At 68.2% G+C, this 25,144-nt stretch carries 28 protein-coding genes and 1 pseudogene; 19 read left to right on the top strand and 10 right to left on the bottom strand.

Annotated features, from left to right (window positions below):
* Positions 1-8 precede the first annotated feature (8 nt).
* Positions 9-998 (top strand): polyprenyl synthetase family protein, encoded by a 990-nt coding sequence (locus ACFYUV_RS38990; RefSeq protein WP_387678081.1) that lies wholly within the window; start codon positions 9-11, stop codon positions 996-998.
* Here ACFYUV_RS38990 and rarD read toward each other — a convergent pair.
* Entirely contained in the window at positions 960-1,889 is a 930-nt protein-coding gene (gene rarD, locus ACFYUV_RS38995; RefSeq protein WP_387678083.1) for an EamA family transporter RarD, read from the bottom strand. The two genes, ACFYUV_RS38990 and rarD, sit on opposite strands and share 39 nt — an antisense overlap.
* A gap of 170 nt (positions 1,890-2,059) precedes the next feature.
* Here rarD and msrA point away from each other — a divergent pair, with 170 nt between their 5' ends.
* Genes msrA through ACFYUV_RS39010 form a run of 3 tightly spaced genes read left to right on the top strand, consistent with a single transcriptional unit; the run spans position 2,060 to position 3,608 of the window.
* On the top strand, positions 2,060-2,722 hold the full coding sequence (gene msrA, locus ACFYUV_RS39000) for a peptide-methionine (S)-S-oxide reductase MsrA (protein WP_387678086.1): 663 nt from the start codon (positions 2,060-2,062) through the stop codon (positions 2,720-2,722).
* A 55-nt stretch (positions 2,723-2,777) separates the two neighbouring features.
* Complete coding sequence (locus tag ACFYUV_RS39005; RefSeq protein WP_237103413.1) at positions 2,778-3,086, top strand: type II toxin-antitoxin system prevent-host-death family antitoxin; 309 nt, start codon at positions 2,778-2,780, stop codon at positions 3,084-3,086.
* A gap of 3 nt (positions 3,087-3,089) precedes the next feature.
* Entirely contained in the window at positions 3,090-3,608 is a 519-nt protein-coding gene (locus tag ACFYUV_RS39010) for a type II toxin-antitoxin system RelE/ParE family toxin (RefSeq protein WP_387678089.1), read from the top strand.
* A gap of 191 nt (positions 3,609-3,799) precedes the next feature.
* On the opposite strand, the gene ACFYUV_RS39015 is transcribed toward ACFYUV_RS39010, so the two are convergent.
* The gene (locus ACFYUV_RS39015; protein WP_387678092.1) at positions 3,800-5,068 is read right to left on the bottom strand and encodes an ATP-binding protein; all 1,269 of its coding nucleotides are present in this window, start codon (positions 5,066-5,068) and stop codon (positions 3,800-3,802) included.
* Positions 5,069-6,192: 1,124 nt separating this feature from the next.
* A complete protein-coding gene (locus tag ACFYUV_RS39020) occupies positions 6,193-6,408 on the bottom strand; it encodes a hypothetical protein (protein WP_387678094.1) in 216 nt (71 codons plus the stop codon).
* 112 nt (positions 6,409-6,520) lie between these two features.
* On the opposite strand from ACFYUV_RS39020, the gene ACFYUV_RS39025 reads away from it, so the two are divergent.
* From ACFYUV_RS39025 to ACFYUV_RS39040, 4 genes are all read left to right on the top strand, one after another.
* A complete protein-coding gene (locus ACFYUV_RS39025) occupies positions 6,521-7,297 on the top strand; it encodes a hypothetical protein (RefSeq protein ID WP_387678097.1) in 777 nt (258 codons plus the stop codon).
* Positions 7,298-7,965: 668 nt separating this feature from the next.
* Entirely contained in the window at positions 7,966-8,841 is an 876-nt protein-coding gene (locus tag ACFYUV_RS39030; protein WP_387678100.1) for a GNAT family N-acetyltransferase, read from the top strand.
* Positions 8,842-9,136: 295 nt separating this feature from the next.
* The gene (locus tag ACFYUV_RS39035; protein WP_387678103.1) at positions 9,137-9,592 is read left to right on the top strand and encodes a helix-turn-helix domain-containing protein; all 456 of its coding nucleotides are present in this window, start codon (positions 9,137-9,139) and stop codon (positions 9,590-9,592) included.
* Positions 9,593-9,706: 114 nt separating this feature from the next.
* On the top strand, positions 9,707-10,150 hold the full coding sequence (locus ACFYUV_RS39040) for a PIN domain-containing protein (RefSeq protein ID WP_387678346.1): 444 nt from the start codon (positions 9,707-9,709) through the stop codon (positions 10,148-10,150).
* 193 nt (positions 10,151-10,343) lie between these two features.
* Here ACFYUV_RS39040 and ACFYUV_RS39045 read toward each other — a convergent pair whose 3' ends face one another.
* From ACFYUV_RS39045 to ACFYUV_RS39060, 4 genes and pseudogenes are all read right to left on the bottom strand, one after another.
* Positions 10,344-11,675 carry an erythromycin esterase family protein gene (locus ACFYUV_RS39045; protein ID WP_387678106.1) on the bottom strand — a complete coding sequence of 444 codons (1,332 nt, stop codon included), beginning with the start codon at positions 11,673-11,675 and terminating at the stop codon, positions 10,344-10,346.
* A gap of 107 nt (positions 11,676-11,782) precedes the next feature.
* Positions 11,783-12,222: pseudogene (locus ACFYUV_RS39050) on the bottom strand (SDR family oxidoreductase).
* Positions 12,223-12,626: 404 nt separating this feature from the next.
* Complete coding sequence (locus tag ACFYUV_RS39055; RefSeq protein WP_387678109.1) at positions 12,627-13,223, bottom strand: hypothetical protein; 597 nt, start codon at positions 13,221-13,223, stop codon at positions 12,627-12,629.
* A 73-nt stretch (positions 13,224-13,296) separates the two neighbouring features.
* The gene (locus tag ACFYUV_RS39060) at positions 13,297-13,839 is read right to left on the bottom strand and encodes a hypothetical protein (RefSeq protein ID WP_387678112.1); all 543 of its coding nucleotides are present in this window, start codon (positions 13,837-13,839) and stop codon (positions 13,297-13,299) included.
* A gap of 769 nt (positions 13,840-14,608) precedes the next feature.
* Between ACFYUV_RS39060 and ACFYUV_RS39065 the strand changes: the two genes are divergently transcribed.
* From ACFYUV_RS39065 to ACFYUV_RS39075, 3 genes are all read left to right on the top strand, one after another.
* Positions 14,609-14,908 carry a hypothetical protein gene (locus tag ACFYUV_RS39065; protein ID WP_387678115.1) on the top strand — a complete coding sequence of 100 codons (300 nt, stop codon included), beginning with the start codon at positions 14,609-14,611 and terminating at the stop codon, positions 14,906-14,908.
* Positions 14,909-15,245: 337 nt separating this feature from the next.
* Positions 15,246-15,821 carry a GNAT family N-acetyltransferase gene (locus ACFYUV_RS39070; RefSeq protein WP_387678118.1) on the top strand — a complete coding sequence of 192 codons (576 nt, stop codon included), beginning with the start codon at positions 15,246-15,248 and terminating at the stop codon, positions 15,819-15,821.
* Positions 15,822-15,902: 81 nt separating this feature from the next.
* Positions 15,903-16,223 (top strand): hypothetical protein, encoded by a 321-nt coding sequence (locus tag ACFYUV_RS39075; protein WP_387678121.1) that lies wholly within the window; start codon positions 15,903-15,905, stop codon positions 16,221-16,223.
* A gap of 20 nt (positions 16,224-16,243) precedes the next feature.
* Here ACFYUV_RS39075 and ACFYUV_RS39080 read toward each other — a convergent pair whose 3' ends face one another.
* On the bottom strand, positions 16,244-16,666 hold the full coding sequence (locus ACFYUV_RS39080) for a MarR family winged helix-turn-helix transcriptional regulator (RefSeq protein ID WP_387678124.1): 423 nt from the start codon (positions 16,664-16,666) through the stop codon (positions 16,244-16,246).
* 70 nt (positions 16,667-16,736) lie between these two features.
* Here ACFYUV_RS39080 and ACFYUV_RS39085 point away from each other — a divergent pair, with 70 nt between their 5' ends.
* Positions 16,737-17,126, top strand: a complete 390-nt coding sequence (locus tag ACFYUV_RS39085) for a PPOX class F420-dependent oxidoreductase (protein WP_387678127.1) — start codon at positions 16,737-16,739, stop codon at positions 17,124-17,126.
* Between the two features lie 10 nt (positions 17,127-17,136).
* Here the strand turns inward: ACFYUV_RS39085 and ACFYUV_RS39090 are convergent, their stop codons facing one another.
* The gene (locus ACFYUV_RS39090) at positions 17,137-17,730 is read right to left on the bottom strand and encodes a helix-turn-helix domain-containing protein (RefSeq protein ID WP_387678130.1); all 594 of its coding nucleotides are present in this window, start codon (positions 17,728-17,730) and stop codon (positions 17,137-17,139) included.
* Between the two features lie 92 nt (positions 17,731-17,822).
* Here ACFYUV_RS39090 and ACFYUV_RS39095 point away from each other — a divergent pair, with 92 nt between their 5' ends.
* From ACFYUV_RS39095 to ACFYUV_RS39105, 3 genes are read left to right on the top strand one after another with little or no spacing between them, the layout of a single operon-like run.
* A complete protein-coding gene (locus ACFYUV_RS39095) occupies positions 17,823-18,776 on the top strand; it encodes an NAD(P)/FAD-dependent oxidoreductase (protein ID WP_387678133.1) in 954 nt (317 codons plus the stop codon).
* Between the two features lie 28 nt (positions 18,777-18,804).
* A complete protein-coding gene (locus tag ACFYUV_RS39100; RefSeq protein WP_387678136.1) occupies positions 18,805-19,164 on the top strand; it encodes a thioredoxin family protein in 360 nt (119 codons plus the stop codon).
* The gene (locus ACFYUV_RS39105) at positions 19,161-20,354 is read left to right on the top strand and encodes an MFS transporter (protein ID WP_387678139.1); all 1,194 of its coding nucleotides are present in this window, start codon (positions 19,161-19,163) and stop codon (positions 20,352-20,354) included. The genes ACFYUV_RS39100 and ACFYUV_RS39105 overlap by 4 nt, the downstream gene beginning before the upstream one ends.
* Here the strand turns inward: ACFYUV_RS39105 and ACFYUV_RS39110 are convergent.
* Positions 20,351-21,001 (bottom strand): hypothetical protein, encoded by a 651-nt coding sequence (locus ACFYUV_RS39110; RefSeq protein ID WP_387678142.1) that lies wholly within the window; start codon positions 20,999-21,001, stop codon positions 20,351-20,353. The genes ACFYUV_RS39105 and ACFYUV_RS39110 overlap by 4 nt on opposite strands.
* Positions 21,002-21,112: 111 nt before the next feature.
* On the opposite strand from ACFYUV_RS39110, the gene ACFYUV_RS39115 reads away from it, so the two are divergent.
* The 4 genes from ACFYUV_RS39115 to ACFYUV_RS39130 all read left to right on the top strand — a co-directional run bounded on the left by ACFYUV_RS39115 (position 21,113) and on the right by ACFYUV_RS39130 (position 25,010).
* A complete protein-coding gene (locus tag ACFYUV_RS39115; RefSeq protein WP_387678145.1) occupies positions 21,113-22,210 on the top strand; it encodes a helix-turn-helix domain-containing protein in 1,098 nt (365 codons plus the stop codon).
* On the top strand, positions 22,207-22,752 hold the full coding sequence (locus tag ACFYUV_RS39120) for a DUF3368 domain-containing protein (RefSeq protein WP_387678147.1): 546 nt from the start codon (positions 22,207-22,209) through the stop codon (positions 22,750-22,752). The genes ACFYUV_RS39115 and ACFYUV_RS39120 overlap by 4 nt, the downstream gene beginning before the upstream one ends.
* Positions 22,753-22,884: 132 nt before the next feature.
* A complete protein-coding gene (locus ACFYUV_RS39125; RefSeq protein ID WP_387678150.1) occupies positions 22,885-24,096 on the top strand; it encodes an NAD(P)/FAD-dependent oxidoreductase in 1,212 nt (403 codons plus the stop codon).
* The gene (locus ACFYUV_RS39130) at positions 24,093-25,010 is read left to right on the top strand and encodes an RNA polymerase sigma-70 factor (RefSeq protein ID WP_352364769.1); all 918 of its coding nucleotides are present in this window, start codon (positions 24,093-24,095) and stop codon (positions 25,008-25,010) included. The genes ACFYUV_RS39125 and ACFYUV_RS39130 overlap by 4 nt, the downstream gene beginning before the upstream one ends.
* The last annotated feature ends 134 nt before the right edge of the window (positions 25,011-25,144 follow it).

Consider the following 25,144-nt stretch of genomic DNA (forward strand, 5'->3'; position numbering starts at 1 on the left):
GATCTCGTATGTCTGCGCCGCCCGTGGTTGACCTTCCCATCGAGGACGAACGGTTGGCGCAGGACGTGGCCACCGGATTGGCCGCGGTCGAGAAGCTCCTGCGCTCGTCGGTGGAGAGCGAGGACGCCTTCGTCACGGAGGCGTCCAAGCACCTCATCGAGGCGGGCGGCAAGCGGTTCCGCACACTGATGGTGCTGCTCGCGGCCCAGTTCGGCGACCCGTCCGCGCCGGGTGTCGTGCCCGGCGCGGTGGTCATCGAACTGACCCACCTGGGCTCGCTCTACCACGACGACGTCATGGACGAGGCCCCGGTGCGCCGGGGCTCGCCCTCGGCCAACGCCCGGTGGGACAACACCGTGGCGATCCTCACCGGCGACTACCTGTTCGCCCAGGCCTCGGACCTCCTGGCCGACCTCGGCCCCGAGCTCATCCGCATCCAGGCCCAGACGTTCTCCCGCCTCGTCCAGGGGCAGATCCGCGAGACGGTCGGCCCGCGCGACGGCGAGGACCCCGTCGGCCACTACCTGAGCGTCCTGGCCGACAAGACGGGCTCCCTCATCGCCGCCTCCGGCCGGTTCGGCGCGCTGCTGTCCGGCGCCCCCGCCGACGTCGAGGAGCGGCTGAGCCGCGCCTGCGAGGCCGTCGGCGTGGCCTGGCAGCTCGGCGACGACCTGCTCGACGTGGCCTCCTCGGGCGCCCAGTCGGGCAAGACCCCCGGCACCGACCTGCGCGAGGGCGTCCATACCCTGCCGGTCCTGTACGCGCTCACCAGCGGCGAGCAGTCGCGGCTGACCGAGCTGCTGTCCGGCCCGGTGCCGGAGGAGCACGTGGAGGAGGCGCTCACCCTGCTGCGGGCCCACCCGGCCATGGAGCGGGCCCGCGCCGAGCTGACCGCGTGGGTCGACCGGGCCCGCGTCGACCTCTCCGCCCTGCCCGACATCCCGGCCAGGGCGGCGTTCCTAGCTCTCTGCGACTACGTGGTCGAGCGTTCGGGCTGACCGCCTGACCCGGGCGGCCGTCCGTGCCGCCCGGAGGCTGTCGTAGGTGAAGATGGCCAGGGCCAGCCACACGATCGAGAACCCGATCCACCGGCTGGGCGGCATGACCTCGCCGGCGATCGTCACCCCCACGATGAACTGCAGGATCGGCGCGATGTACTGCAGCACCCCGACGGTGCTCAGCGGCACCCGGATCGCCGCCGCGCCGAAGAAGATCAGCGGCACGGCCGTGATGATCCCGGCCCCCACCAGCAGCAGCGCGTGCCCGAAGCCCTGCTGCCCGAACGTGGCCTGCCCCGCGAACTCCAGATAGATCAGGTACCCGAGCGCCGGCAGCAGCAGCACCAGCGTCTCGACGGCCAGGCTCTCGGTGGCGGCCACGTTCGCCTGCTTCTTGACCAGCCCGTACACGCCGAAGCTGACGGCGAGCGTGAGCGCGATCCAGGGGAGCCTGCCGTAGTCCAGGGTCAGCACGACCACCGCCAGCGCTGCGAACCCGACCGCCGTCCACTGCAGCGGACGCAGCCGCTCCCGCAGCACCAGCACCCCGAACAGCACGCTGACCAGCGGGTTGATGAAGTACCCGAGGGCGCTCTCGACCACGTGGCCGGTGTTGACCGCGTAGATGTAGGTGCCCCAGTTGACGGTGATGACGATGGCGGCGATCGTCAGCAGGACGAGCTTGCGCGGTTGCCGGGCCAGCTCCCTGAACCAGCTCCAGTGCCGGCGCACGGCCAGCACGACGGCGACGGCGACCAGGGACCAGACCATCCGATGAGCCAGGATCTCCACGGCTCCGGACGGTTTGAGCAGCGGCCAGTACAGGGGGAACAGCCCCCACATGGTGTAGGCGGCGATCCCGAACAGTACACCGCGCCGAAGGTCAGGCATGTAACCCATTTTCGGGCCTTACCAGCTTAAATACAAATGTGTGTCACTATACGGGAATGTTTAGGCGTCCTTAACTGTTCGGGCGTTGTGTAGGCGCAATCCCGCCACCCTCGCCACGCCGCCGCCCGCGGCGCTTGCGTAGGGTGGAGACACCTGATGGAGGTGGCACGATGGGCTGGCTGTTCGGCGGCAACAAGACATCGATGGTCCGACCCGAGGACGCTCTGCCGGGCCGCTCGGAGGCGATGCCCGTGCCCGCGCGGCACGCGGTCCTCGACGCCCCGCTCGCCCCGCCGTACCCCTCGGGCCTGGAGGTGGCCGACTTCGGGCTGGGCTGCTTCTGGGGGGCCGAGCGCAAGTTCTGGCAGACGCCCGGGGTGGTCACGACCGCCGTCGGCTACCAGGGCGGCTACACCCCCAACCCGACGTACGAGGAGGTCTGCAGCGGCCTCACCGGGCACACCGAGGCCGTCCGGGTGGTGTTCGACCCGGCCCAGGTGTCGTACGAGGAGCTGCTGAAGGTCTTCTGGGAGAACCACGACCCGACCCAGGGCATGCGGCAGGGCAACGACACCGGCACCCAGTACCGGTCGGCGATCTACTACCACTCGCCGGAGCAGGAGAAGGCGGCGGAGACGTCCCGCGCCGCCTACCAGCAGGTCCTCACCCAGGCCGGCTACGGCACCATAACCACCGAAATAGCCCAGGCCAAGCCTTTCTACTACGCCGAGGACTATCACCAGCAATACTTGTACAAAGTGCCCAACGGGTACTGCGGGATCGGTGGCACGGGCGTCGCCTGCCCGGTGGGCCTGACGTCCGGCGAGGCGTGAGCCGAACGCGGGCCCAAGCATCGCACTTCTGTGCAGATAGATATACAGTTCATGTATGACTGTTCTGCACGACGCTACTGAGCTGAGCGTCACAGAGGCGGCCCAGCGAGGGGTTGCCCGCCTAGTGGCTGATGCGGAGCAGGGGACTGATCTGGTGGTCACCCGTCGGCGTCAGCCAGTGGCGGCCGTGGTGAGTATCCGCCGGCTCAATGAGCTGGAAGAGGCGGCGGCTGATCTGCGTGATCTGGCGCTGGTGCTCGCCCGGTCGGTTACGGACACGGGGGAGCGGGTCTCACTCGATGAGGTGCTTGCCGCTTTCGGGCATACTCGCGAGTCGCTGTCCGCCATCCCGGACGATGAGTGAATCGTGTCCGACGTCGCCTTCACGGCGCCGGCGGTCGACGACCTTCGGCGGATCGGCCCAGACGCGGTACCCAACGTGCTCAAGAAGATCCTTCTCCTGCTGGACAACCCTGAAGCTGGTTATCCGCTTGGGGGGGAACTGACCGGTTTCCGGAAGCTGGTGGTCGGTCGCAGCACCTGGCGTGTCGTCTACCGCATCACCGAGGACAAGTCGGTGGAGATCTGCGAGGTGTGGGCTGTCGGTGAACGTGCCGACGCCGAAGTGTACGAGGAGGCGACGGCGAGGGTCCGGGAGGCGGGTACAGGCCGGCCTGAGATCATCCAGCTCGGCCAGGTGATCGAACGTCTTGGCGCGCTGGCCGATCACATTCGGGTGGAGAAGGCATCTCCCAGGGAACCCGTTCCAGATTGGCTCGCGGACCGCTTGATCTACACGGTTGGGATGGCGCGTGAGGATGTTGCCGCCCTTGACCTTGAAGAGGCGGTCGACACGTGGGCTGAGTACCGGTCCAAGCCTCATTAGGTCACGCATCTATCGCCTGAAGCAAAGCGCTACCACCAGCAATATCTCTTTGAAGTGCCCAACGGGTACTGCGGAATCGGTAGCACCGGCGTGGCGTGCCCCGTCGGTCTGACCTCTGGCGAAGCTTGGCCTACCGAACGCGGGCCTTGCCGCCAGGGCGGCCCGCGTTCGGGGACACACGAGCTCGTCTATCAGGTCGTGGAAGACGCGGTCCACAATGCGGATAGTGGAAAAGCGCGCATGCGGTCCCCGAATGGAAGCGTTTCCTGGCCTGCGTACAGGACGTACCCCGCAATGAGTCGGTCGCCCAGTCTGCGGGCCAGATGCTGCAAGCCTCTGAAGTCATCGGCGCGTACGGTTTCGGTCGCCTTGACTTCGATGCCGATGATCTCGCCAGAGGCCCGTTCGAGTATGCCGTCGACTTCGACCCCATCTCGATCTCGGTAGTGGTAGAGCTGTACAGGCTCCTCGGACCACGTTAGCTGGCGGGCCAGCTCGCCAAGGGCGAAGTTCTCCATCAGCGGACCCACGGGGGCTGTTATGTCGGACACGCGGGCTGGGGTCAGACCTGCCAGATGGGCGCCAAGTCCAGAGTCGACAAGCAGCAGTTTGGGTGTCGCGATCGCGCGCGTGGTCGCGTTGGACGACCAGGCCGGAATCCGTCTGATGACGTACACCAGGTCGAGCAGGTCGATATAGCGCTTCACGGTGTTCCGAGGCAGCCCGAGATCGCGGCTGATGTTGTCGATCACAGTCAAGCCGCCCATCCGTCCGGCGAGGATGTTGAGCAGACGGCGCATATCGGCGGGTCGCTCGATATCGGACATCTGCTTGACGTCTCGGTTGATCAGATCGGAGATGTAGGACTCGAAGAAACGGGCTCTTCTACGATGAGACGGGCGGTGGACGGCCTCCGGATAGCCCCCGCGTAGCGCGCGATGCAAGTAGTCAGGACGACGCAGCCCGGCAGCCGCGACCTTGAGATCAGGACCTTGCCGGAATGCCTCGTCCACGAAGCTGTCGTTGCTCCGTTCGATCTCTCCCTGGGAGAGCGGCCACAGTTCGATTGTCTCGGATCTGCCGGGAAGCGCGTCCGGCAAGTCCCGGAGGCCCAGAAGCCGGGCGGATCCCGTCAGCAAGAAGCGCCCCGGCCGTGGATCGGCGTCTACTTCCCGCTTTATGGAGAGAAGGAGATCCGGTACGCGCTGGATCTCATCGATGAGAAGAAGTCCGTCATGATGCACGACGCCATCGGGATCCTGTCTCGCCGCCGCGCGTACGGCTGCCTGATCCAGGTAGATCTCGCCGGCTCCTGCCGTCTGACGCACGATCGCCTGGGCCAGAGTGCTCTTGCCGACCTGCCGGGCGCCATTGATCACCACTACGCGGGTGTCGGTGAGGGCTTCCATCGCCATGGCCTCGGCGCGACGAGGGAAGAGCGTGAGTTCATCCGTGTCCACGGTGCGGAGAATACTCCGCACCGACATACGCTGACGGCAGATTTGCCGCACATCTCCTGGCGGATCTGCCGCATCTGTAGTGGCTGATCTGCCGAGCAGCGGCCCGGCCTCTCGGCCAGGAAGGGGAGGGTGGAACGAAGTGCCCGAATGTCGCTTCAACCTCCACGGAGGCACTGTCAAGAGTGCCGTCCGCTTCAGTCTTGCACCACAGGACACGCCGGAGCCGTCCAGAGGGCGGTCCCCGTGGTGAGCGCCCGAGTGGGAGGCATTTGATGCTTGAGCTGAAGTGCCACCACCAGCAGTACCTGTACAAAGTCCCCAACGGCTACTGCAGCATCGGCGACAACCTTCCTTGCAGGTTCAAGGGCTCGCTGCGCCGGCCGCCGGCCCGCTTAGCGGTCTGGCGGACTTGCGCGTGCGGCCTGGGGGCGCTCGCGCCCGCCACCGCACGCGGGCCGGCGGCCCCGACGATGAGCTTCAAGTTTCTGCCGCCCCGCTCCCGGTGCTCGGGCCTGGAGGCCCTGCGCTCCGGGTCGGGTTGCCAGCGATCTACCCGGGTTTCTCCCTGTGGTGGAGGCTGGCGTATTGCGTGGCCGTTTCAGACCCTTCGAAGGGGCCATTGCTCCCTCCTCCCCTGTCTGCTCTCCGCCTGCAGATTCGCAGCCAGTTCGTCCAACGTCGCCCCGCAACGGACGTTGGACAGTCCGCTTGCACAGGGAACGGGCTGCTTCCGAATGGCCACCCAACCTGCGGCAATCTCCTGAACCTGCCATGCCGGGTACTGGGCGATCAGCTTCGCCAAGGTCATAGGCACGGGTGCGCTCCGGCGAGCGGCGTACCGATCGGCTGAGACTCCCGTAGTTGGGCGTAGCGGAGAGCGACTCGGTGAGCGGCCCGAGCGGGTTCGGTGGAGGGGTGCCAGGCGTAGATGACTCGCTGTCGTCCCGCATCCCATGACGATCGCCACCAGTAGCGCCCGCCGTGACACCGCACGACCAATCCGACCCAGACGGACACCAGCGCCAGGCCGTAGCCGTCGTGCACGTCTGCGGAGAGTCCCCGAGCGGCGAGGGCGTTGGCCAGGGCAGCAGCGGCGTGGGTCTCCGGTGCGAGCGAAGGGCGGCTCACAACGCCTCCTCTGCTGTCTCCTGCTCCTTCAGCTGCTCGGCGAGATGGACGATGTCGTCCGCGTCGATCGTCTGGGACAGGCCGTGATCTACTTCGCGCGGGGACAGGCGACGGACGTTCCGGGTGGCCCAGAGACGGCCCGCAGAACTACGCCAAATGCACCAACCGGGAAATGCCGCTTGGAGGTCTTCGAGAATCACCGGAGTGGACATGCGATCAGCGTGCTTACCTGAGCGTGACAAACCCACCGCGTTATCAAGACGTCCAGGACGGTACAGCGTTACGCTCCGAACGTCCCTGACGTCCTCCAGTTCGAGGTGTGCCGTGGCCAACGTCCCCCTACGCAGCGCCATGCTGAACGCCCAGGTCACGAACCAGCATTTGGCCGACCGATGTGGCGTGGACGTCAAGACGGTGGAACGCTGGCTGCAGAACGAAACCCGCGTTCCGCACATGCGGCACCAATGGGCAGCCGCAGAGGCACTAGGAGTTGAGACAGCCGTGCTATGGCCGGATGCAATTCGCAATACGGTGAAAACTGGGCCGGATAAGGAAGTCTTGACCGTCTACCCGTATCGCTCCGCATGTCCGAAATCAATCTGGCGCAATCTCATCAGCTCGGCGCGCAACGAGATCGTGTTCGCCGGTTACACCAACTACTTCCTGTGGCTGGAACACCCCAATCTCGCGAAGGTGCTCAAGCGGAAGGCGCAGCAGGGCTGCAAGATCCGGTTCCTCGTCGGCGATCCGGAGAGTGAGGTGACGCACCACCGCGAGGACGTGGAGAACGTTCCGCTGACCGTCTCCACGCGCATCCGGATCACTCTGTCGGAGATCGATCAGCTACGCGACGTTGCCGGTGTCGAGGCCCGGTTCGGTGACGAGCACATCGCCATGAGCGTGTTCCGGTTCGACTCGGAAATGCTGGTCACGCCGCACTTGGCGAAGCTCGTCGGTCATGACTCGCCCATGTTGCACTTGCGGCGGTATCAGGACGACGGCCTGTTCGATCGGTTTGCCTACCATGCCTCTGAGCTGTGGGGCAACGGCTGCGACGTGTGGCAGCAGCCCCAGCCCGCGGGCCCGATCCTGGGTGACTAACTGAGCGACAACGGCCCGGACGATCTCGGCTAGAGGCGCGGGGCCTATCGCTTCTCGTCTGCTTGTTGTCGGGCGATCCTGCGAGCGGTGGCGATGCGATGGCGTGCTACCTCGGCCCAGAAAGCCTCTCCATGGCGATGGCCGCTTCCGGCATGGTGCCATTCGCCTACCGTCACGGTTTTCTCTGGATCGGGAGGCGGAGTGCCAGTGATCAGCTGGGCTTGCTCGGTGACCTTCAGGCCGGCGATCTGTCCGGCATGCCGAATCGGACGGTCTACGGTGCCTGCGGACTCTCCCTTGGTCGCATACTTGGCCACGTACGCGGAGTCGCTGATCGCTCATGCCGTCCAATTCGGCTGAGACGTAGACCGGTCGTACGTCGAGCTGATCGCCCCACCGGACGGGCGAGGGTGGCCCGTCCTCTATTCGGATCGCGACCTGACCGGCGGTCTGGCATATGGCCCGGTCGAGCAGGTCGATCGCACCAACGGCTACTGCGCCATCGGCGACAAGGGTGGCGTTCTGTCCGGTTGTGCTGACGTCCGGTGAGGCGTGACCTGTCCCATGCTGGGTCGCCCACGGGTGGACAAAAGGTCCACTAAGCTCTTTTGGTGATTTCCTGTCGTGCGATCGTCCCTGCGGAGCTGGACCGTGTGACGTCGTGGGTCGTGACGGAGCCCGTCGGTTGGATCTCCGCCGACCGTTACCTCGCAGAACTGGCCGAGAACATGTACCGGTCGGAGTGGACGTGGATCGCCGAGGTCGGTGACCGGGTCGTGGGACGTGCGCTGTGGTGGGGGCCGAGGGGCAGCGCGTACCCGGTCGCGCTCGACTGCCTGGACGTCGATCCCGCAGTGGGTGAGCGCATCGTCGTCGCCACCGAACTGATCAGGGCCGCACTGGCAGTGTTCCCGGGGCCGGTGCAGTACGCGATCAAGGCGTCCGGCGGCTGGCGTGACGATCCGGTCACCTCGGCGGCCGTGGAATGGCGGCGAACGGCAGCACACGCGGCCGGCCTCACTCGGGAGGTCGAGCGGCTGCAGTTCGAGTGGGCGCCGGCCGACGGGGTGCCCCCGGTGGCTGGGGCGCTGCGGTTCGCCGAGGCGTCCGATGAGGAGTTCCTGGCGGTGTTCAGGAGAATCGCCGAGGGCAGTCTGGACTTTCAGACCCGAACGAACGTAGCGGCCAAAGGCGTGGACGCGACCGCGCGCGAAGAGATGGACTTCTATCTCGGCGCGCCGGGCAAGCGGGAGTGGTGGCGCATCGCCTACACGTACGAGGGCGAGGTGGCAGGCATGGCGATCCCCTCGGCGACGCCGTACAGCGTGAACGTCGGATATCTCGGGGTGGTCCCGGAGTTCCGGGGGCGCGGATACGTGGACGAGGCACTCGCCGAGATCACCCGCATGCATGCGGCCAACGGAGAGACGCGCATCACAGCCACCACCGACGTGGGCAACGCGCCGATGGCGGCCGCGTTCCTGCGCGCCGGGTACCGCAACACGGAGATCCGGATCAACCTCTCCAACGACCTCCAGTCCTAGGGATTCGTTGCCGGGAGCCGAGCAACCAAGAGCAATGCCCTGTACAAAGCCACCAACGGCTACTGCGGCATCGGCGGCCGTGGCCTGTCCGGGCGGCCTGACTTCCGGCGAGCGTAGACCTGTAGAGATAGCTAGATCCTGACCCATGGTCGCCCGGCACGCCCGGAGTAGATCATGGGTCAGCGCCGTCTTCGGCGACAGCCTTCATCACAGGGTCAAGGCGGTGCCGGGCTGCTGGCGATCGTGCTTGCGTTTGCTTCGTTTGTTGCGGATACTGCGAAGAGGGGGTGACGTCATGACTGACGTGCAGGCCAAGCGAGTTCAGCCGGGAAGCATCGATGCGGAGGTGGCCGCTCGCGCGGTCCGCCGGATCAAGGATTACCTCATGCGGTATCCCGAGCAGTCGACCGTGCAGGTCGTCGGTGAGCACGGGGAAGAGGACCCCTTGATCCTTCCTCGTGAAGCAGTAGCTCTGCTTGCCTTCATCCTTGCCCAAGCAGCTGAAGGGCGCGGAGTCACGGTGATTCCGTCCCATGCTGAGCTGACGACACAGCAAGCGGCGGACATGCTGAACGTCTCACGCCCGTACGTCATCAAACTCCTGGAGACGGGAGAGATTCCGTTCCGGTTGATTGGCAAGCACCGTCGAATCAAGTACGAGGACCTCCAGGAGTACAGGCGTCGCGATGACGCCAAGCGCCGGACCGCGGCCGACGAACTCGCTGCGCTGGGGCAAGAGTTGGGCATCTGAGCCATGACATTCGTGGTGGTCTACGACGCGAACGTGTTGTACGGCAACACCCTGCGTGACCTGCTCATTCGCCTCGCCATGACGGCACGGGTGCAAGCCAGGTGAACCAACAGCATCCTCGACGAGATGCAGCGCAACCTCGCAGCCAACCGCCCCGACATTCCTGCGGAAAAGCTCGACAAGCTCCGCCGACTGATGAACTCCGCTGTCCGCGACTGCCTCGTCGAGGGGTATGAGCCACTGATCGAAGGGCTGAAGCTCCCAGACGCTGACGATCGACATGTGCTCGCCGCAGCGATCAAGGTGGGCGCGAAGGCCATCGTCACGTCGAATCTCAAGGACTTCCCTGCCGACTACTTGGCTCCATGGGATATCGACGCGAAGTCGCCCGACGACTTCGTCCTCGACCAAATCGACTTGGACGGAAGGGTCGTCTGGGCGTGTGTGCAGCAGATTGCGGACTCACGGACCAGCCCGCCCGAGACCGTCGAGGACGTGCTCGACGCTCTGGAGGCGGCCGGTCTCGTTGAGGCTGTCGCTGCCCTTCGAGCTGGGTGAAGCCTCTTCGGGCTGGTTCTGCGGCACGAAGTGAACAGGCACCGCCGGCAGCAGCGGTACAGAGTCAGGCCCGAACGGCTGCTGCGGGATCGGTGGCTGTCCGGTTGGCCTGACGTCGGGCGAGGCGGAGAGCGGCCCATGGTCGACCGGTACGTCCGGGGGCGATCACGGGCCGGGGGCGTCCGGTATGGCGTCAGCGGGTGAGGGTGGCCGCCTTGACCTGGTGGAGGTGGATCACCACGTCGAAGGAGCGGCTCAGGGAGGCATGGACAGCCTGGTCGGGGGACCAGAAGCCGCCGCCGATGAGCCGGGTGGGCCGGGCCTGCGCCAGCCACGTCCGAGCCGTCCGCGGAGCTGTCCGCGTGTCCAGCATGAAGTCGCGGTGGCGCACCTGGTCCAGGACGTACTCGTTGTAGTCGGGGCCCGCGGCGGGGACCCAGCCCTTGCACGTCCCCGGCCGTTCGGCGGGCTTGACGCCGTCGGGGCAGGCGGTCTCGGAGCTGGAGAAGTTGTAGCCGCCCTGGTTGAAGCTGGTGCCGACGGTGACGAAGCGGTCGCCGAGCCGCTCGCGCAGCTCGCCGCCCATCGGGGCCGGCACGTACGTGGTGTCGATCGGGGTGTAGCTCAGGTGCGCGTTCAGCCCGGACACCTGGATCTTGGCGCCCGTCGTACGGTTCCACCAGGTGACGTTGTCGGCCAGCACCTGGTCCCGGTAGATCGCCGCCTGGCGGCGGCCGTCCGCGGTGGCCTGGTCGAAGGCGAAGTCGGTGAAGGTCTGCGACAGCGCGCGGGCGTGCTGGACCGTCCATCGGTCGGCGCCCTCCTTCTGCAGGAGCTTCAGGGCCCGGGTGGCCCGCTCGGCGTTGTCCTGCCGGGTCTCCAGCGGTACGGCCAGCGCCTGCGCCATGTACTCGCCGGCGTTCTTTGTGGTGGGGCGCAGCCCGTCGTACAACTGGGTGAGCTCGGGCAGCAGGGCGGGTCGGTGCTGCTCGGCGTAGGCCAGCACCTTGTCGAAGAGGATGTCGCCGGGGTAGAGCAGGTCGGCGCCCACGAACTGGACCTTCTTGGCGTGGCCGGCGTTGTGGGCGCGCATCCACTGGACCAGGTCGAGGAACTCGCGGTTGTCGAACAGGTCGTAGGGGCCCTTGACCTCGTCGTGGAAGATCGCTTGCGGGTCGCCCTGGCCGTACAGAACATAATCATTCAGGCGCAGGCCGGTGCTCCAGCTCAGCTCGCGGGCGAACGTGGTGAATCCCTTCTCGGTCACCAGGTAGCGGAACAGCCGCTGGTTGAGGGCGTAGAACTCGGCGGTGCTGTGGGTGGCCTCGCCCACGCCGACCACCTCGGCCCGGCCCACCATGGCGCCGAAGGCGTCCAGGTCGTGCGCCCGGGCGCCCGGGGAGGTGGAGACCAGCGGCTTGGCCACACTGTCGAGCGCGGACACCACTCCGGTGTCGGCCGACGCCGGGGTGGCGGTCCCGGCGAGGGTCACGGCGGCCAGGCAGCTGAGGGCAAGAATCTTCATGACGTTTCCTGATACGTGAAGGGGATTGTTGGGGCAGGTCCGAATCTCCCGGGCAGCGCTGACAGCCGGTTGAAGGCCGGCTGACGGCGGCCCGGGGCGTTGTCAGCTCAGATCCGGGGGCCGAGGAAGCAGCCGCCGGAGGCGTCGACGACCTGGCCGGTCACCCACCGCCCGGCCTCGGAGGCCAGGAAGGCGACCACGTCGGCGATGTCGTCGGGCTGACCGACGCGCGGGATGGCGTTGCCGGTGCCGACCATTTGCTGGACCTCGGGCCTGCCGAGCATCCACGGTTCATGTCGGTGACCGTCGGGCCGGGCGCGACGGCGTTGACGGTGATGCCCCGCACGCCCACCTGCTGGGCGAGGGAACGGCTGAGCACCTCGATGCCGACCTTGCTTATCGCGTACGGCGCAGGCGGTCCGCGGCTGGGAGGAGCTGTGCCGCCATGCGTTGGCCAATACCCGTCGATGCTTTGAGATCCTGCGCCTTGATCCGCGCACGGGTGCCAGTCGTGATCGACAACATCGTGCACGTGGCGATCTCGCATCCCATCGTCACAACGGCAAGGATTTAAAGCAGTGGGAGTTCGAGATCACCAGCGGTGGGCGTGTGCGGTATGTCATCGATGACACCACTCGTACCGTCTGGGTGATCTACGCGTCACCTCGACACCCGAAGGACGCCGAGTAGGTAGTCATCGCTTCGTGAGGTCGGGCGCTTACCAGTGGGTCAGGGCGAAGGTACGGCGCGCCGCCGCGCCCCGTCCTCCGGTCGAACGCTTCGGCTGGGCTGGTCGCCGTGGGGCGACGGTCCGAGGCTTCGTTCCTCAGCCCCGGCTGATCGAAGGAGGTGAGGCCTTCTGGGGCGTGTCAGATCTGTGCCAGGACGGGCGGGGGCGTGGACAATCACGGCTGCTCGCGTCGTCAACCGGTTCAGCGTTTGTGGCGGGGGTCAGAACTTGCCTGACTGTACCTCTATGCGATGTCCCAGTTGCTTGCTCAACTCCGTGTGGAAGCTGGCGCTGAGAGGTGGCCATCCCCAGAAATCGAAGGCGAGCGCCCCGAGGTCGAAACCGGACCCGAACTGCCACTCGGTGACCGGGACGGAGGCGCCGCATGAGGAGCAGGTGACACTTCCTTCGCCGGTCTCCTTCCAGGTGTCGATGCCGTCGCTGAACGGCTGCCAAGCGGCCTGGTCCGCCTCCCACGCGTTCGGGTAGTCGATGATCACAGTTGTCGCGTCACATCGTGGGCAGGTCGCGGAGTCCGCCTCGCTCATCCCCTGGCCTCCGACGTGGTGATCCCGCCCGACGATGACCGCCACCGGGCCCGGTATCCACGTCGGGTCCGAGGAATCAGCCACTGCTCGTTGCCAGTTGGGGCCGGGCTCGTATCCGTCGTCCACTTGCAGGCTGTACATGCCGTCGCTGGATCTCTCGCGTGTGATCAGCCCTTCGGCAACCATCCAGTCGACCACCCGCTCTGCGAGCGACTCCGCCTCTTGGCCGGTCACCTCGACATCGACGATCCGCTCGAAGTAGTCACCCATCGTCTTTCAACTCCTCCTCGATAACTGATGCCCACTGTGCCACTCTCCTGAGAGAGCGGCGCCGTTCTCTCACTCACCCCGCGGCCCTGTCCGCCTTCAGCATGTGCTGGAAGGGGATACTCGTGGTTTTCAGTACGGCCGGATCGTGCTGCGCCGCAGGCCATATCTGAAGGTAGTGGTCATCAGGGGAGCAACGCTCCTCGGCCATTCCTCGGACGTGATATCGCAGACGGTATGTGCCGGGACCGGAAAGCAACGGGGAAAGATCGTGCGCCTTTTCGTCGTCCCAATCCATGAGCCATCCGGCCAGGAATACATTGCCCGACGGGGAGTCGAAACTGATCTCCACGATGTCCTCGTAGCCGTCCAGGTCAGCGCCCGGATCCCGGTCGGCGACCGTCACGGTGAAGGGGATCAGCCCCCAAAGTGTGGCGATGTTCAGGCTGGCGAAGCCTCTTCCCTCCGTTGTAACGAGGCCGACCGAGTGGGCCGGTGAGTCATCTGGCCTGCCATTGGGCTCGTAGTCTCCCTCGTCCAGGAGATAGACCTGACCGCAGTCTGCGACCTGCACATCGATCCGCTTCGTGTGCGTGACAGGAGACTCTTCTCTGGTCATGGGCGCGAAGCGTAGAGTCCGGCACCGACAATCTCGGTCGGCCGGTGCCGGGCCCGTTTCTGCTGAGCCGCGGCGGATCGTCTCGCATAGCATCGTGAACATGGATGAGGCCAAGACCGTAAGGCTCCCGCACGGGCAGAACCTCAGGTGCGACACATGCCAGAGCGAGATTTTCGAGTCCCGTCAGTGGAAGCTGCAGACGACCGGAATGAGTTTCATGGGCCTGGACTGGGCCAACCGAGACGCGACCTGCTTCGTCTGTACCACTTGTCGGCGGATTCACTGGTTCCACCTGTAAGGGAACCGGCTGCCGACACCCGGAGGTGATCATGGTGCGCGTCGCTGTCCTGTCTGGCGGACGGGGCCGATCAGATCTTCGCTCGTGCGGTAGTTGATCTCGGCGGTGTGCTGGAGTTCGTGGGATCTCCGTCCGGGTGATCTGGCCCGAAGGGGCTCGGCGAGGTTGAGGGCCTCTGGTCGTTGGACGGGCTTCAGAGGTGAGGGGCGTGTCCAGGTGGCGTCGGTGACCGGCGAAAGCCGGCTGTAGAACTGTGTGTCCCGCCTGCTCGTCCCGTTATCCGGCTGTTCGGCCGGGTTTGTGCTCGGGGGGTTGGTGAGAAACCGCATCCCCGGGAGGAAAGACGCGTGGTAGTGGGAGAAAGAACCACACCTCGTGTCGGAGCGCGGCTCGGCTTCTTTGCCTTCCGTCTGTCACTGTGCTCCCGTCAGAGCACGCGCCGGGCCACCGGTGCGGCATCTTCTTCCCTGCGTGGAACAGGCAGGAGCCGTGAACCTAGAGGCGGAGATCCGCGAGGTGATGCTACGCGTCAAGGCGCTCGAGACGAGCACCCGCACCGCGGAAGACCTCACCATGATCAGCATCGTTCTGATGATGACCGAACTCGCTGCCTTCCAGGCCGAGCTGAGACAAGATTACGAGGCCCTGGTGGACGAGATCACCGGGCTGCGGTGCCACATCAACGCCCATGACGCCGTTCCGCAGTGTGGCCTGCCGCGTTGCAGCCTCCTGCGCCGCCCCGGCACTCGGCAACGGCCAGAGAGCAACTAGATGGTCGGTACCAAGCCTTAGCTGTGGCGATGGTGCGGTTCACGAGGGCGTTCATGCTCGATGAGGGAGCTGGGCGCCCTCGTGACCGCACCTCGGCCGCGCGTCGATATCGCGGGTCTCACCCCTTGGCATCGGCCATCCCGCGAGCCGGAGTCGTCGTAACTCCGTGGACGTCGGCTGCTCGTACAGCCGATCATGGAGTGTGGCGCGGGATGCGGTGAGGCGGTTATGGGTGGGCTTGGCTCGGGCGGCTGTCGGGTTTCCCGGGCGGGGAGAGGTTGCGGTGGTCGTCTCGTCCGGGTCGGGGTTGTGTCCGCCTGGATGGACGGGGATCGTCGTGCTGGACGGCGGGGTGCTGGTCACGGTGCCTGAGGCCGGGTTGGTCGAGCCGTTGCGTCGGGCCCTGCGCGGCGGTCTCCGTAAGGACGGCGTCGATCTTCCGCGGCTTTCCGAGCGGCTGAAGGTGCGCGAGGTCTTGGGGCCGGCGACGCTCGCGTACGTCGATGCTGAGGAGTTCGTTCCCTGCCATGTCGAGGCGGATGTGGAACGGCTGGCGGCAGGGGATCGGGACGTCGGCGGGCTGCTGGCGGCGGCGAGCGAGCAGGATGCCGACGAGAGCGGGCTGGCGGAGGTCGGTTCGGCGGTCTGGGCGGTTCGCGCGGGCGGTGATGTGGTCGCCGCCGCCGGGTATCGGACGTGGTTGGACACGGCGGCGCATCTGTCCGTACTGACTGCCGAGGGGTTTCGGGGGCGGGGGCTGGCTCGGGCGGTGGCGTCGGCGGCGGTGGCCGACGCGCTCGGTGCGGGGTTGTTGCCGCAGTGGCGGGCGCGTCCGGAGGCGTCGCGGCGGGTGGCCCGAGCTCTCGGGTTCCGCGAGCTGGGGTCGCAGGTGAGCCTTCGCGTAGAGCGGTGACCAGGTCTCTGCGGAGCGGTGGCCGTGTCTCTGGGGAGCGGTGGCCGTGTCTCTGCGCAGCGGTGACCGTATCTTTGGCGCGTGGGCAAAGTGTCGCCAGAGGTGTTCGAAGAAGTGTCGGTGCTTTGGGAAGAGCATCGGCACATTCCGTTTCCCGGGCTGGCTGATCGGGACCTGTTCGCGGACCTGGTCCTGGCGGACGACGGAGTCGCGGGCGTCATGTTCTGGTACGTCCGTAATGAGGGCAAGGCGCTCACCGACCAGCTGCGCGAGCGGCTCGTCAGCAGCGCCCGCGACCTGCGCTGGATCCGGCGGCGAGCGCGTGGCCGGGAGGCGAGGACGTACGTGGACCGGCTGCTGCGGATGGCCGACCTGATCCTCGGTGGCTCCCCGGCCGGATGAGGAGCCTGCCCGGCGCCCGGTCAGATCGCGTCGGTGAAGCGGGTGAGGAGGGTGCGGAGGGTGGCGCGTTCCTCGGGGGTGAAGGCGGCGGAGATGCGGCGTTCGATGATCACGGCTGCCTGGTCCGCCACCCGCAGCGCCTCGCGACCGGCGTCCGTGAGGTGGGTTTCCAGCATGGTGCGGTGCCACTGGTGGGGGGAACGCTCGATCAGGCCGTGTTCGAGCAGGTTCTTCAGTACGACGTTCATGGCCTGCGGCGTGACCAGGCATTCCCTGGCCAGGGCGGCGGCGGAGATGCCCGGGTTGGCGTGGAGGGCGAGCAGGGCGGCGTACTGGGGCACGGTCAGTCCGGCGGTCTTGACCGCGGCGTGCTTGGCCGCCATGAGTCGCTGCTCGGCGCGCTTGACGTCGAGGCCGAGCCGCTCCTCCGGGGGCATGTCCATGTCTGGAGCCTACAAGTCGGCACCGACTCAAAGCTCTTATGGTCATAAAAGCTTTGATAGTGTTCCGCGCATGTCTGTGATTCCGGAGAGCCATCTCGACCTGCTGACCCGTCCCCTGTACGTCCATCTGGCGACGTTGATGCCCGACGGCACCCCGCAGGTAACGCCCGTGTGGACCATCTGGGACGGCGAGTTCCTGCGCTTCACCACCACGAACGACCGGCAGAAGGGACGCAACGCCGCCGCCCGCCCGCACGTGGCGATCTCGGTCAACGATCCGGAGCAGCCGTACCGCTACCTGGAGGTGCGCGGCACGGTGGAGCGGGTCGAACCCGACCCCCAGGGCGACTTCTTCGACGTGCTGGCCAGGCGGTACGGCCTCGACTACGCACGGCCGGTCGGCGACGCCGAGCGCAGGGTGGTCATCGTGGTGCGGCCCACCCGCTGCACCAGCCAGTGACCGGACACCTCTAGGACGGCTGCCGGGGGCGAGGCTGGGCGCGCATGTGCATGCGTTCGCCCTGCCGTCCGAACAGGTTGAGCACCTCCACCGGATGATCGCCCGCGGGGCCGAACCAGTGGGGCAGGTGGGTGTCGAACTCGGCGGCCTCGCCGGGGCCCATGACCAGGTCGTGGTCGCCCACGATCAGGCGGACGCGCCCCGAGAGCACGTACATCCACTCATAGCCCTCGTGCGTGACGGGCTGCGGCTGGTTCTGGTCGGCGGGGATGACCGACTTCCACGCCTGCAGCGGGCCGGGCTGGGTGGTCAGGGGCAGCACGGTCCGGCCGTTGCGGACCACCGGCTTGAGCCGGACGCGCGGGTCGCCGACCTCCGGTGCGCCGACCAGCTCGTCCAGCGGCACCTGGTGCGCCTCCGCGATCGGCAGCAGCAGCTCCAGGCTGGGCCGGCGCTGCCCCGACTCCAGGCGCGAGAGCGTGCTCTTGGAGATGCCGGTGGCCTCGGCCAGGGCCGACAGGGTCACGCCGCGCTGGGTGCGGAGGTGTCTGAGCCGGGCGCCGACCTGGGCCAGCGTGGCGTCGATCCGCGATTGCTGCTCCATGAGCCCATTCCACCTCCGATTTCCCAGAAACGGCAACAGAAGTTGTCATCCCCGCGTGCCGGATCGCACCATCGGGGCCGGAGGTGATCGCCATGACTACGGCGATGAACAGCAAGGACACCGAGTACGACGTGGTGGTGGTCGGCGCGGGGGCGGCCGGACTGAGCGCGGCCCTGCTCCTCGGGCGCGCGCGCCGCAAGGTGGTCGTGGTCGACGCGGGCGCGCCGCGCAACGCCCCGGCCGCGCACATGCACGGCTTCCTGTCCCGCGACGGCCTGCCGCCCGCGACCCTGCTGGAGCTCGGCCGGGCCGAGATCGAGCGGTACGGCGTGCGGTTCGTCCGGGGTCGTGTGGAGGAGGTCGAACCGGGCTTCGCGGTGCGGCTGGAGGGCGGCCCGGTGCTCGGCGCCCGCCGCCTGCTGGTCGCCACCGGCCTGTACGACGAGCTGCCCGCCATCCCCGGCGTGCGCGAGCGGTGGGGCAAGGACGTCCTGCACTGCCCCTACTGTCACGGCCACGAGGTCGGCGGCCAGCCGCTGGCGGTGCTCGGCACGCATCCGGGGGCCGTCCACCAGGCCCTGCTGCTGCGCCAGTGGAGCGACGACGTCGTCCTCCTCACCCACACGCTCGACCTGACGCCGGAGGACCGCGACCGGCTGGAGGCCCGCGGCGTGCGCATCGTCGAGGGCCCGATCGACCGCCTCGTCGTCGAGGACGGACGGCTGCGCGGCGTCGAGCTCACCGACGGGCGGGTGCTGCCGCGCGCCGCCGTGTTCCTGTTCCCGCGCATGGTGCCGCAGGACCAGGTGCTCACCCGTCTGGGCTGCGACAAGGACGACGCCGGCTGGGTCGTCACCGACCGGACGGGACAGACCAGCGTGCCCGGGGTCTGGGCGGCGGGCAACGTCGTCGACCCGCGCGCGCAGGTCGTCACGGCGGCGGGGATGGGGTCGGCCGCCGCGTCCGCCGTCAACGCCGACCTGGTGGACGAAGAGGTGCGGGACGCCGTCGAGCGGCGCCGCCCGACGTCCGCCCTGGCTCGTTAGCCCCCCACGCACGCAAGGAGACTTCGTCATGCCCGCGCATGTTCCCGGCTCGGTGCGCAGCGTCACCGAGCAGAACTTCACCGAACGCGTCCTCCAGACGGAACGTCCGGTCCTGATCCAGTTCTGGGCGGCCTGGTGCCGTCCGTGCCAGATGGTCACCCCGATCGTGGAGAGCCTGGCGGCCGACCGCGCGGGAGAGGTGGACGTCGTCCGGGCCGACCTGGACGACCAGCCCGGCCTGGCCGCCCGGCACGGCATCGCCGCCGTCCCCGCCTTCGTGGTGTACGCCGGCGGCCGGCCCGCCGGTTCCTGGACGGGAGCCGCTCCCCGGCACGTCCTGAACGAATACCTCGCCTCGGCCCTGCACGCGGCGGGGGCGGACCGATGAGCGCCACGGCCACCGGACGGGCGGCGGTCGCCCGCGGCAGGTTACCGCTGGGCGTCTACCTGCTGTCCTTCAGCCTGTTCTCAATGGGCAGCGCGGAGTTCCTGCTCGCCGGGGTGCTGCCGGCGGTCGCCGCGGACCTGCGGATCACGCTGGCCTCCGCCGGCGGGCTGATCTCGGCGTTCGCGGCGGGGGTCGTGATCGGCGGGCCGCCGCTGGCCGTCATGACCCTCCGCTGGCCGCGCCGGACGACGCTGGTGGTCGCCCAGGCGGCCTTCGCCGCCTGCGTGGCGATCGGCATCCTCACCGACAGCCATCCGGTGCTGCTGGTCACGCGCTTTCTCGCCGGTCTGGCGTACGCGGGGTTCTGGGCGGTGGCGGCGGTCACCGCGATCGGGCTGGTCCCGGCGGACCGCACCGCCCGCGCGTCCGGGGTGGTCGTCAGCGGGCTGAGCCTGGCGATGATCGCGGGCGGGCCGGCCGGGGCGTTGATCAGCTACTTCACCGGGTGGCGTGGCGGGTTCTGGGCCGTGACCGCGCTCACCGTCGCCGGCGCCGTCCTGACGCTCGTGGCGCTGCCCGCCACCGGCGGGCACGGGCAGGCGAGCGTCCGCGGCGAACTGCGCACGATGCGCCGGCCGCAGCTGTGGATCGTGTACGCCGTCACCCTGCTGAGCACCGCGGCCTACATGATCTCCTACAACTACCTGGCGGCGTTCCTGACGCAGGTCACGGGCGTGCCCGGGGTCTGGGTGCCGGTGATCCTGACGCTGTTCGGCGTGGGGGCCTTCGCCGGGCTGTCGGTCGGGGGCCGCATCGCCGACCGGCTGCCCACCCACGCCCTGCTGGCGGGGGCGCTCGGGATCGCGGCCTGCTCCGTGCTGCTGGCCGTGCTCGGGCGGCACGTCGCGGCCGTCGTGCCGCTGGTGCTGCTGCTCGGCGTCGCCGGGTTCGTGCTGAACCCGGCGGTCTACGGGCGGGTGTTCGCCATCGCGTCGGGGGCGCCGGCGCTCGCCGGGGCCACCACGGTCTCGGCCTTCCAGCTGGGCATCAGCCTGGTGCCGGTGCCGGCCGCCGTCGTGCTGGACGCGGGGGCGGGGGTCGCCGCCGTCCCGTGGATCGGCGCGGGGCTGGCCGCGCTCACGGTCGTCCCCGTCCTGCTGGACCGGTGGTCGTCGCGCCGGGCGGGCTAGCAGACGTCGGGCAGGCCGCAGACCTTGACGGCCATCTTCCTGGCGTTCTTGGTGAGCCGGCCGGGGTCGTAGTCGCCCTCGTCGGTCCGGTAGATGATCAGTGCGCTGCCCCGGCGCGCGACGACCCCGGTGATCGTCTGGTTCACGTTGCCGTCCTGCCAGGTCCGGTAGCCCATTCCCACGGCCTCGTCCCCCGCCTTCACCCTGGTCGTCCGCCACTGGATCTTGATCGAGGGCATCGACGGGTCACCCTTGCGCGCGCACCGCCCGGCCTCGGCGCGCAGCCCGGCGAGCGCGGCACGGGCGGCCCGCGGGCTCTTGTAGAGGACGAGCTGCTCGGCCGAGTTGCTGGGCGCGCTGCTCCAGTAGGTGATCGTGCGGGCGGCAGTGCGACCCCGGTCGACGGCCCGCCGATGCCCGCACGGGTTCAGCTCGAAGGGCGCGGTGAGGCTGTCGATGATCTCGTATCCCTGCTCGGCGGCGTCGTCCGAGCTCAGCGGCACGCGCGCGGTGCGCTCGGTGAGCAGGAAGTTCTTCGGAATCTCGGTCACGGCCGCCGGGGACAGGGCCAGCAGCAGGGACAGCGTCACGCCGATCATGAACAGTTGGATGCCGCCGCAGGCGACTTCGTTCGCCGAAAGGGTCATGTAATCGGGCGTAAGTGCGAATAGGCGGATGAATGTTTATTGGAGCGATGATTGCCGGGATTCGACTTTCCGGCCTCGCGTCCTCATCTGTGTGTGTGCGATTATCGCACTATGAAGGAGCCGGGAGAGTGGCTGGACATCGGCGAGCGCGTACGCGAGTGCCGCATGGCCGCCGACATGTCCCAGGAGGAGCTGGCCTCGGAGCTGAAGCTCGACCGGACGATGATCGCGAAGATCGAGAGAGGCGTCCGCCGGGTCGACGCGCTCGAACTGGCCAGATTGTCGGCGGTTCTCGGGGTTCCCTTGAGCTATTTCCTCGATCCGACACCACTGGTGGTGTCCCGGCGCGCGGAGTTGGCCGACGACACGGTGACCGACGCGTCACGGCAGTCGCATCGATTGGAGGTGGCGCTCTCCACGTGGCTGGCCGACATTCGGCAGCTTGTGGACCTGGGAGTGTTCAGTCCTCCCGAAACAAGGCGCTGCCCGGAGCCGGTTCAGGATATTGCGGCTGCCCGCCGTGCGGCCCTGTGGGTGCGAGAGCGCCTGGGGCACAGGGCCGAACCCATCGATTCGCTCATGAGCGTGTGCGAACGGCTCGGGCAGTTGGTCGCGGTCGTCGAAGTGCCGGGTGAAGGCGCGTCACTGATCGAGGGCGACGTGGCCGTGGCGGTCGTCAGCAAGCACGGCGATCCCGGCCGCCGGCGCGCGACCGCGGCCCATGAGCTGGGGCATCTGATCGTCGGAGACGAATACTCGACCGACATCGGCGTCCACGCCTCCCGTGACGACAGAGAAGCGATCATTGACGCGTTCGCCGCCGAACTTCTGCTTCCGGTCGAAGCGTTCCGCGCGGCGGCCCGTACGGACGGGGGAGCGAGGCGTGAGGATCTGGTGGTTCTCGCGGCCCGGTTCAGGGCGTCCTGGTCATTGACCGTACGGCAGGCGGTGGAGGCCGGAGCCGTCACCAGAGGCGTCGCCAAGGAGATGCGCCGGAGGAACCCCACCCGGGCGGAGCTGATGGAAGCGGTCGGTTGGGCACCGCAGCCCGACCTGGAAACGGTGCGAGTGCCCCCGAGCTTCGCGCATGCTGTGCTGGAGGCGTTCAAGAGATCGCTCATCACGGAGTCCCGTGCGGTCGAGCTCATGCGCGGCCAGATCGTGGCAGGCGACCTGCCGGTGCGCGAGGACACGGATTGCGAGCTGTGAGCGACCCTGGCCCGGAGCCCGTCCTGGTGTTCGACGCGATGTGCCTGAACCATTTCGCCCGCGCCGAGCGCCTCGACGTGTTGCGCGATCTCCTGGCCGGCACCGCGTGCCTGACCACCCATGTCGTCCGGGAAGAGATTCGCGCGGGCATGGAGGAGCATCCCCTCCTTCGGACGGTGCTGGACGCCGACTGGCTGGGGCTGGCGCGGCTCGACTCGCTGGAGGAGCTCAGGTGCTTCATGAAGTGGGCGCAGCGGATCGGGTCTGCTGAGCGCAACCTCGGCGAGGCCAGCGTCTTCTCCGCGGCGGAGCTGGCCCGGGGCATCGCCGTCACGGACGATCGCGAGGCCGTGACCGTGGGGAGGGCGCACGGCCTGGACGTGCACGGCACCTTGTGGCTGCTCGCCCGCGCCACCCAGGACGGCAAGCTCAACGAGGTCGCCGCGGGGAACCTCGTGGACGCTCTGATCGCGACGGGAATGCGCCTGCCCTGCAGCGGCTCGACCTTCGGGTCCTATATCCGGCGTAACGGCCGGGCTTGACCCTTTCTGGCGGCGCCAAGTCGTAAGAGACCCGTCGCCGGGCATGTGGCGCGGATCACAGGGGCGCCGTGTCACGGATGGGGCGGGGGCTTGCATCACGTGGTCAGACGCACCACATGAAAGGGCACGGCGATGACCACACAGCGCGAGAACGGCAAGGCTCCGCACCACGTCCTGGTGCTGGGGGCGGGGTACGCGGGGATGGCGGCGGCGATTCAGCTCGCGGCGCGGACCAAGGGGCGGGCGGACGTCCGGGTGACCCTGGTCAATCCGCAGGAGCGGTTCACCGAGCGGTTGCGGATGCACGTCGTGGCGAGCGGGCAGCAGGTCGCCGAGATGCGCATCCCTGAGCTGCTGGAGGGCACCGGGGCCCGGTTCGTGCGCGGCTGGGTGACCGCCGTGGACGTGCGGGCCAGGAGCGTGCGGATCGACGACGACCAGGTCCTGCACTACGACACCCTCGTGTACGGGCTGGGCAGCGTGGCCGACACGGTGACGGTGCCGGGGGTGGAGGAGCACGCGTACACGCTGGACAGCGTGCCGGACGCCGAGGCGCTGGCCGCCCGGCTGGGCCGCCTGGGCAGGGGCACGGTGGCCGTCTGCGGCAGCGGGCTGACCGGCGTCGAGTCGGCCGCCGAGATCGCCGAGCGCCACCCCGAGCTGGACGTCGTGCTGCTCGGCAGGCAGGAGCCCGGCGCGGCCATGGCGGCCGGGCCGAGGGAGTACGTCAGGAAGGCGCTGGCCCGGCTGGGCGTCAGTGTGCGCAGCGGCGTCGAGGTCACGAAGGTGCTGCCCGGGTCGGTCGAGGTGGTGTGCGGGCCGGACGCGGAGAGCGTCGCCGCCGACGTCGTGCTGTGGACGAGCGGCACGCGGGTCTCGCCGCTGGCTGCGGCCGCCGGGCTCACCGTGGACGACCGCGGCCGGATCGTCACCGACGCCTTCCTGCGCTCGGTCTCGCACCCGGACGTGTACGCCCTCGGCGACGCCGCCGCGATCCGCCAGGGTTACGGCGTCATGCACGGCACCTGCCAGAGCGGCATGCCGACCGGCGTGCACGCCGCGGTGTCGATCCTGCGCGCCCTGGACGGCCGGCGGCTCAAGCCGTTCCGCTTCGGCTACTACCACACCCCGGTGAGCCTCGGCCGCAACGACGGGGTCGTGCAGTTCACCCACCCCGACGACAGCCCGCGCAGGGTGTATCTCACCGGTCGCACGGCCGCACGGTATAAGGAGACGGTGACCGCAGCACCCTGGCCGACGTACCTCCGCATGAAGAAGATGCCGGTCTCCGGCGCGCTCTGGCCGCGTGGCGGCCGGTTCACCCGGATCGGCGCCGGGCGATGAGCCGCGCGTACCCGGAGCAGGACCAGCAGGTCTTCGACGAGCATCGCAAGCTGCTGTTCTCGGTGGCCTACCGCGTGCTCGGCTCGGCGGCCGACGCCGAGGACGCGGTCCAGGACGCCTGGATCAGGTGGTCGGCCGACGACCGTTCGCAGGTGGCGGATCCGAAGGCGTACCTGGCGCGGATCGTGTCGAACGTGGCCCTGCAGCGGCTGCGGTCCACGCAGTACCAGCGCGAGACGTACGTGGGGCCGTGGTTGCCGGAGCCGATCCTGACCAGCGGCGACACCGCCGACGACGTCGCGGGCGCCGATTCGGTCTCGACGGCGATGCTGGTGGTCCTGGAGACCCTGAGCCCGCTCGAACGCGCGGTGTTCGTGCTCAAGGAGGTCTTCGGGTTCAGCCACGCCGAGATCGCCGAGGCGGTGGAGCGTTCCGAGGCGGCGGTGCGCCAGGTCGCGCATCGGGCGCGGGAGCACGTACAGGCCCGGCGGCCGCGCTTCACGGCGGACCGGACGCGGCAGCGGGACGTCACGCGGCGCTTCCTGGCCGCCGCGACCGGCGGCGACATCAACACGCTCATGGAACTGCTGTCCCCTGACGTCACCCTGTGGACCGACGGGGGCGGGAAGGTGCGCCAGGCGCTGCGTCCGGTCGTCGGCGCGAAGACGGTGGCCGCGTGGTTCGCCGCGATCGGCACGGTCTCCTACCAGGGCGTCGAGCCGGGCGACATGCGGGCCGAGCTCGCCGAGATCAACGGCGGCCCCGGCGTGGTGTTCAGCGGTCAGGGCCGGGTCGTCGCCACCGTGACCTTCGACTTCGACGCCGACGGGCACATCACCGCCGTCCACAACGTCGCCAACCCCGACAAGCTGGGGGCGATCGCGGCCGGGACCGCCCGCGACCTCACGCCTTGACAACCGTCGCTGACCTGGACGGTGGCGACGACCTGACATGTCGGTTGTCCGCCATGACCTAGTCATGGTGTGTACGTCCCTTTCTGGCGAAACTTTGTTCTGCCGGTTGCGCAACCCCCCAACCGGTAGAAAGA

It is taken from the genome of Nonomuraea sp. NPDC003560, assembly GCF_042878785.1.
Classification (GTDB): domain Bacteria; phylum Actinomycetota; class Actinomycetes; order Streptosporangiales; family Streptosporangiaceae; genus Nonomuraea.

Bases quoted from the DNA above. Each gene is read 5' to 3' on its own strand.
- ACFYUV_RS39045 (WP_387678106.1), bottom strand. From the start codon at position 11,675: ATGAAGATTCTTGCCCTCAGCTGCCTGGCCGCCGTGACCCTCGCCGGG.
- ACFYUV_RS39035 (WP_387678103.1), top strand. From the start codon at position 9,137: ATGACTGACGTGCAGGCCAAGCGAGTTCAGCCGGGAAGCATCGATGCG.
- ACFYUV_RS39060 (WP_387678112.1), bottom strand. From the start codon at position 13,839: ATGACCAGAGAAGAGTCTCCTGTCACGCACACGAAGCGGATCGATGTG.
- ACFYUV_RS38990 (WP_387678081.1), top strand. From the start codon at position 9: ATGTCTGCGCCGCCCGTGGTTGACCTTCCCATCGAGGACGAACGGTTG.
- ACFYUV_RS39125 (WP_387678150.1), top strand. From the start codon at position 22,885: ATGACCACACAGCGCGAGAACGGCAAGGCTCCGCACCACGTCCTGGTG.
- ACFYUV_RS39085 (WP_387678127.1), top strand. From the start codon at position 16,737: ATGTCTGTGATTCCGGAGAGCCATCTCGACCTGCTGACCCGTCCCCTG.
- ACFYUV_RS39115 (WP_387678145.1), top strand. From the start codon at position 21,113: ATGAAGGAGCCGGGAGAGTGGCTGGACATCGGCGAGCGCGTACGCGAG.
- ACFYUV_RS39095 (WP_387678133.1), top strand. From the start codon at position 17,823: ATGACTACGGCGATGAACAGCAAGGACACCGAGTACGACGTGGTGGTG.
- rarD (WP_387678083.1), bottom strand. From the start codon at position 1,889: ATGCCTGACCTTCGGCGCGGTGTACTGTTCGGGATCGCCGCCTACACC.
- ACFYUV_RS39020 (WP_387678094.1), bottom strand. From the start codon at position 6,408: ATGTCCACTCCGGTGATTCTCGAAGACCTCCAAGCGGCATTTCCCGGT.
- ACFYUV_RS39100 (WP_387678136.1), top strand. From the start codon at position 18,805: ATGCCCGCGCATGTTCCCGGCTCGGTGCGCAGCGTCACCGAGCAGAAC.
- ACFYUV_RS39110 (WP_387678142.1), bottom strand. From the start codon at position 21,001: ATGACCCTTTCGGCGAACGAAGTCGCCTGCGGCGGCATCCAACTGTTC.
- ACFYUV_RS39005 (WP_237103413.1), top strand. From the start codon at position 2,778: ATGACTGTTCTGCACGACGCTACTGAGCTGAGCGTCACAGAGGCGGCC.
- ACFYUV_RS39090 (WP_387678130.1), bottom strand. From the start codon at position 17,730: ATGGAGCAGCAATCGCGGATCGACGCCACGCTGGCCCAGGTCGGCGCC.
- msrA (WP_387678086.1), top strand. From the start codon at position 2,060: ATGGGCTGGCTGTTCGGCGGCAACAAGACATCGATGGTCCGACCCGAG.
- ACFYUV_RS39105 (WP_387678139.1), top strand. From the start codon at position 19,161: ATGAGCGCCACGGCCACCGGACGGGCGGCGGTCGCCCGCGGCAGGTTA.
- ACFYUV_RS39055 (WP_387678109.1), bottom strand. From the start codon at position 13,223: ATGGGTGACTACTTCGAGCGGATCGTCGATGTCGAGGTGACCGGCCAA.
- ACFYUV_RS39080 (WP_387678124.1), bottom strand. From the start codon at position 16,666: ATGGACATGCCCCCGGAGGAGCGGCTCGGCCTCGACGTCAAGCGCGCC.
- ACFYUV_RS39130 (WP_352364769.1), top strand. From the start codon at position 24,093: ATGAGCCGCGCGTACCCGGAGCAGGACCAGCAGGTCTTCGACGAGCAT.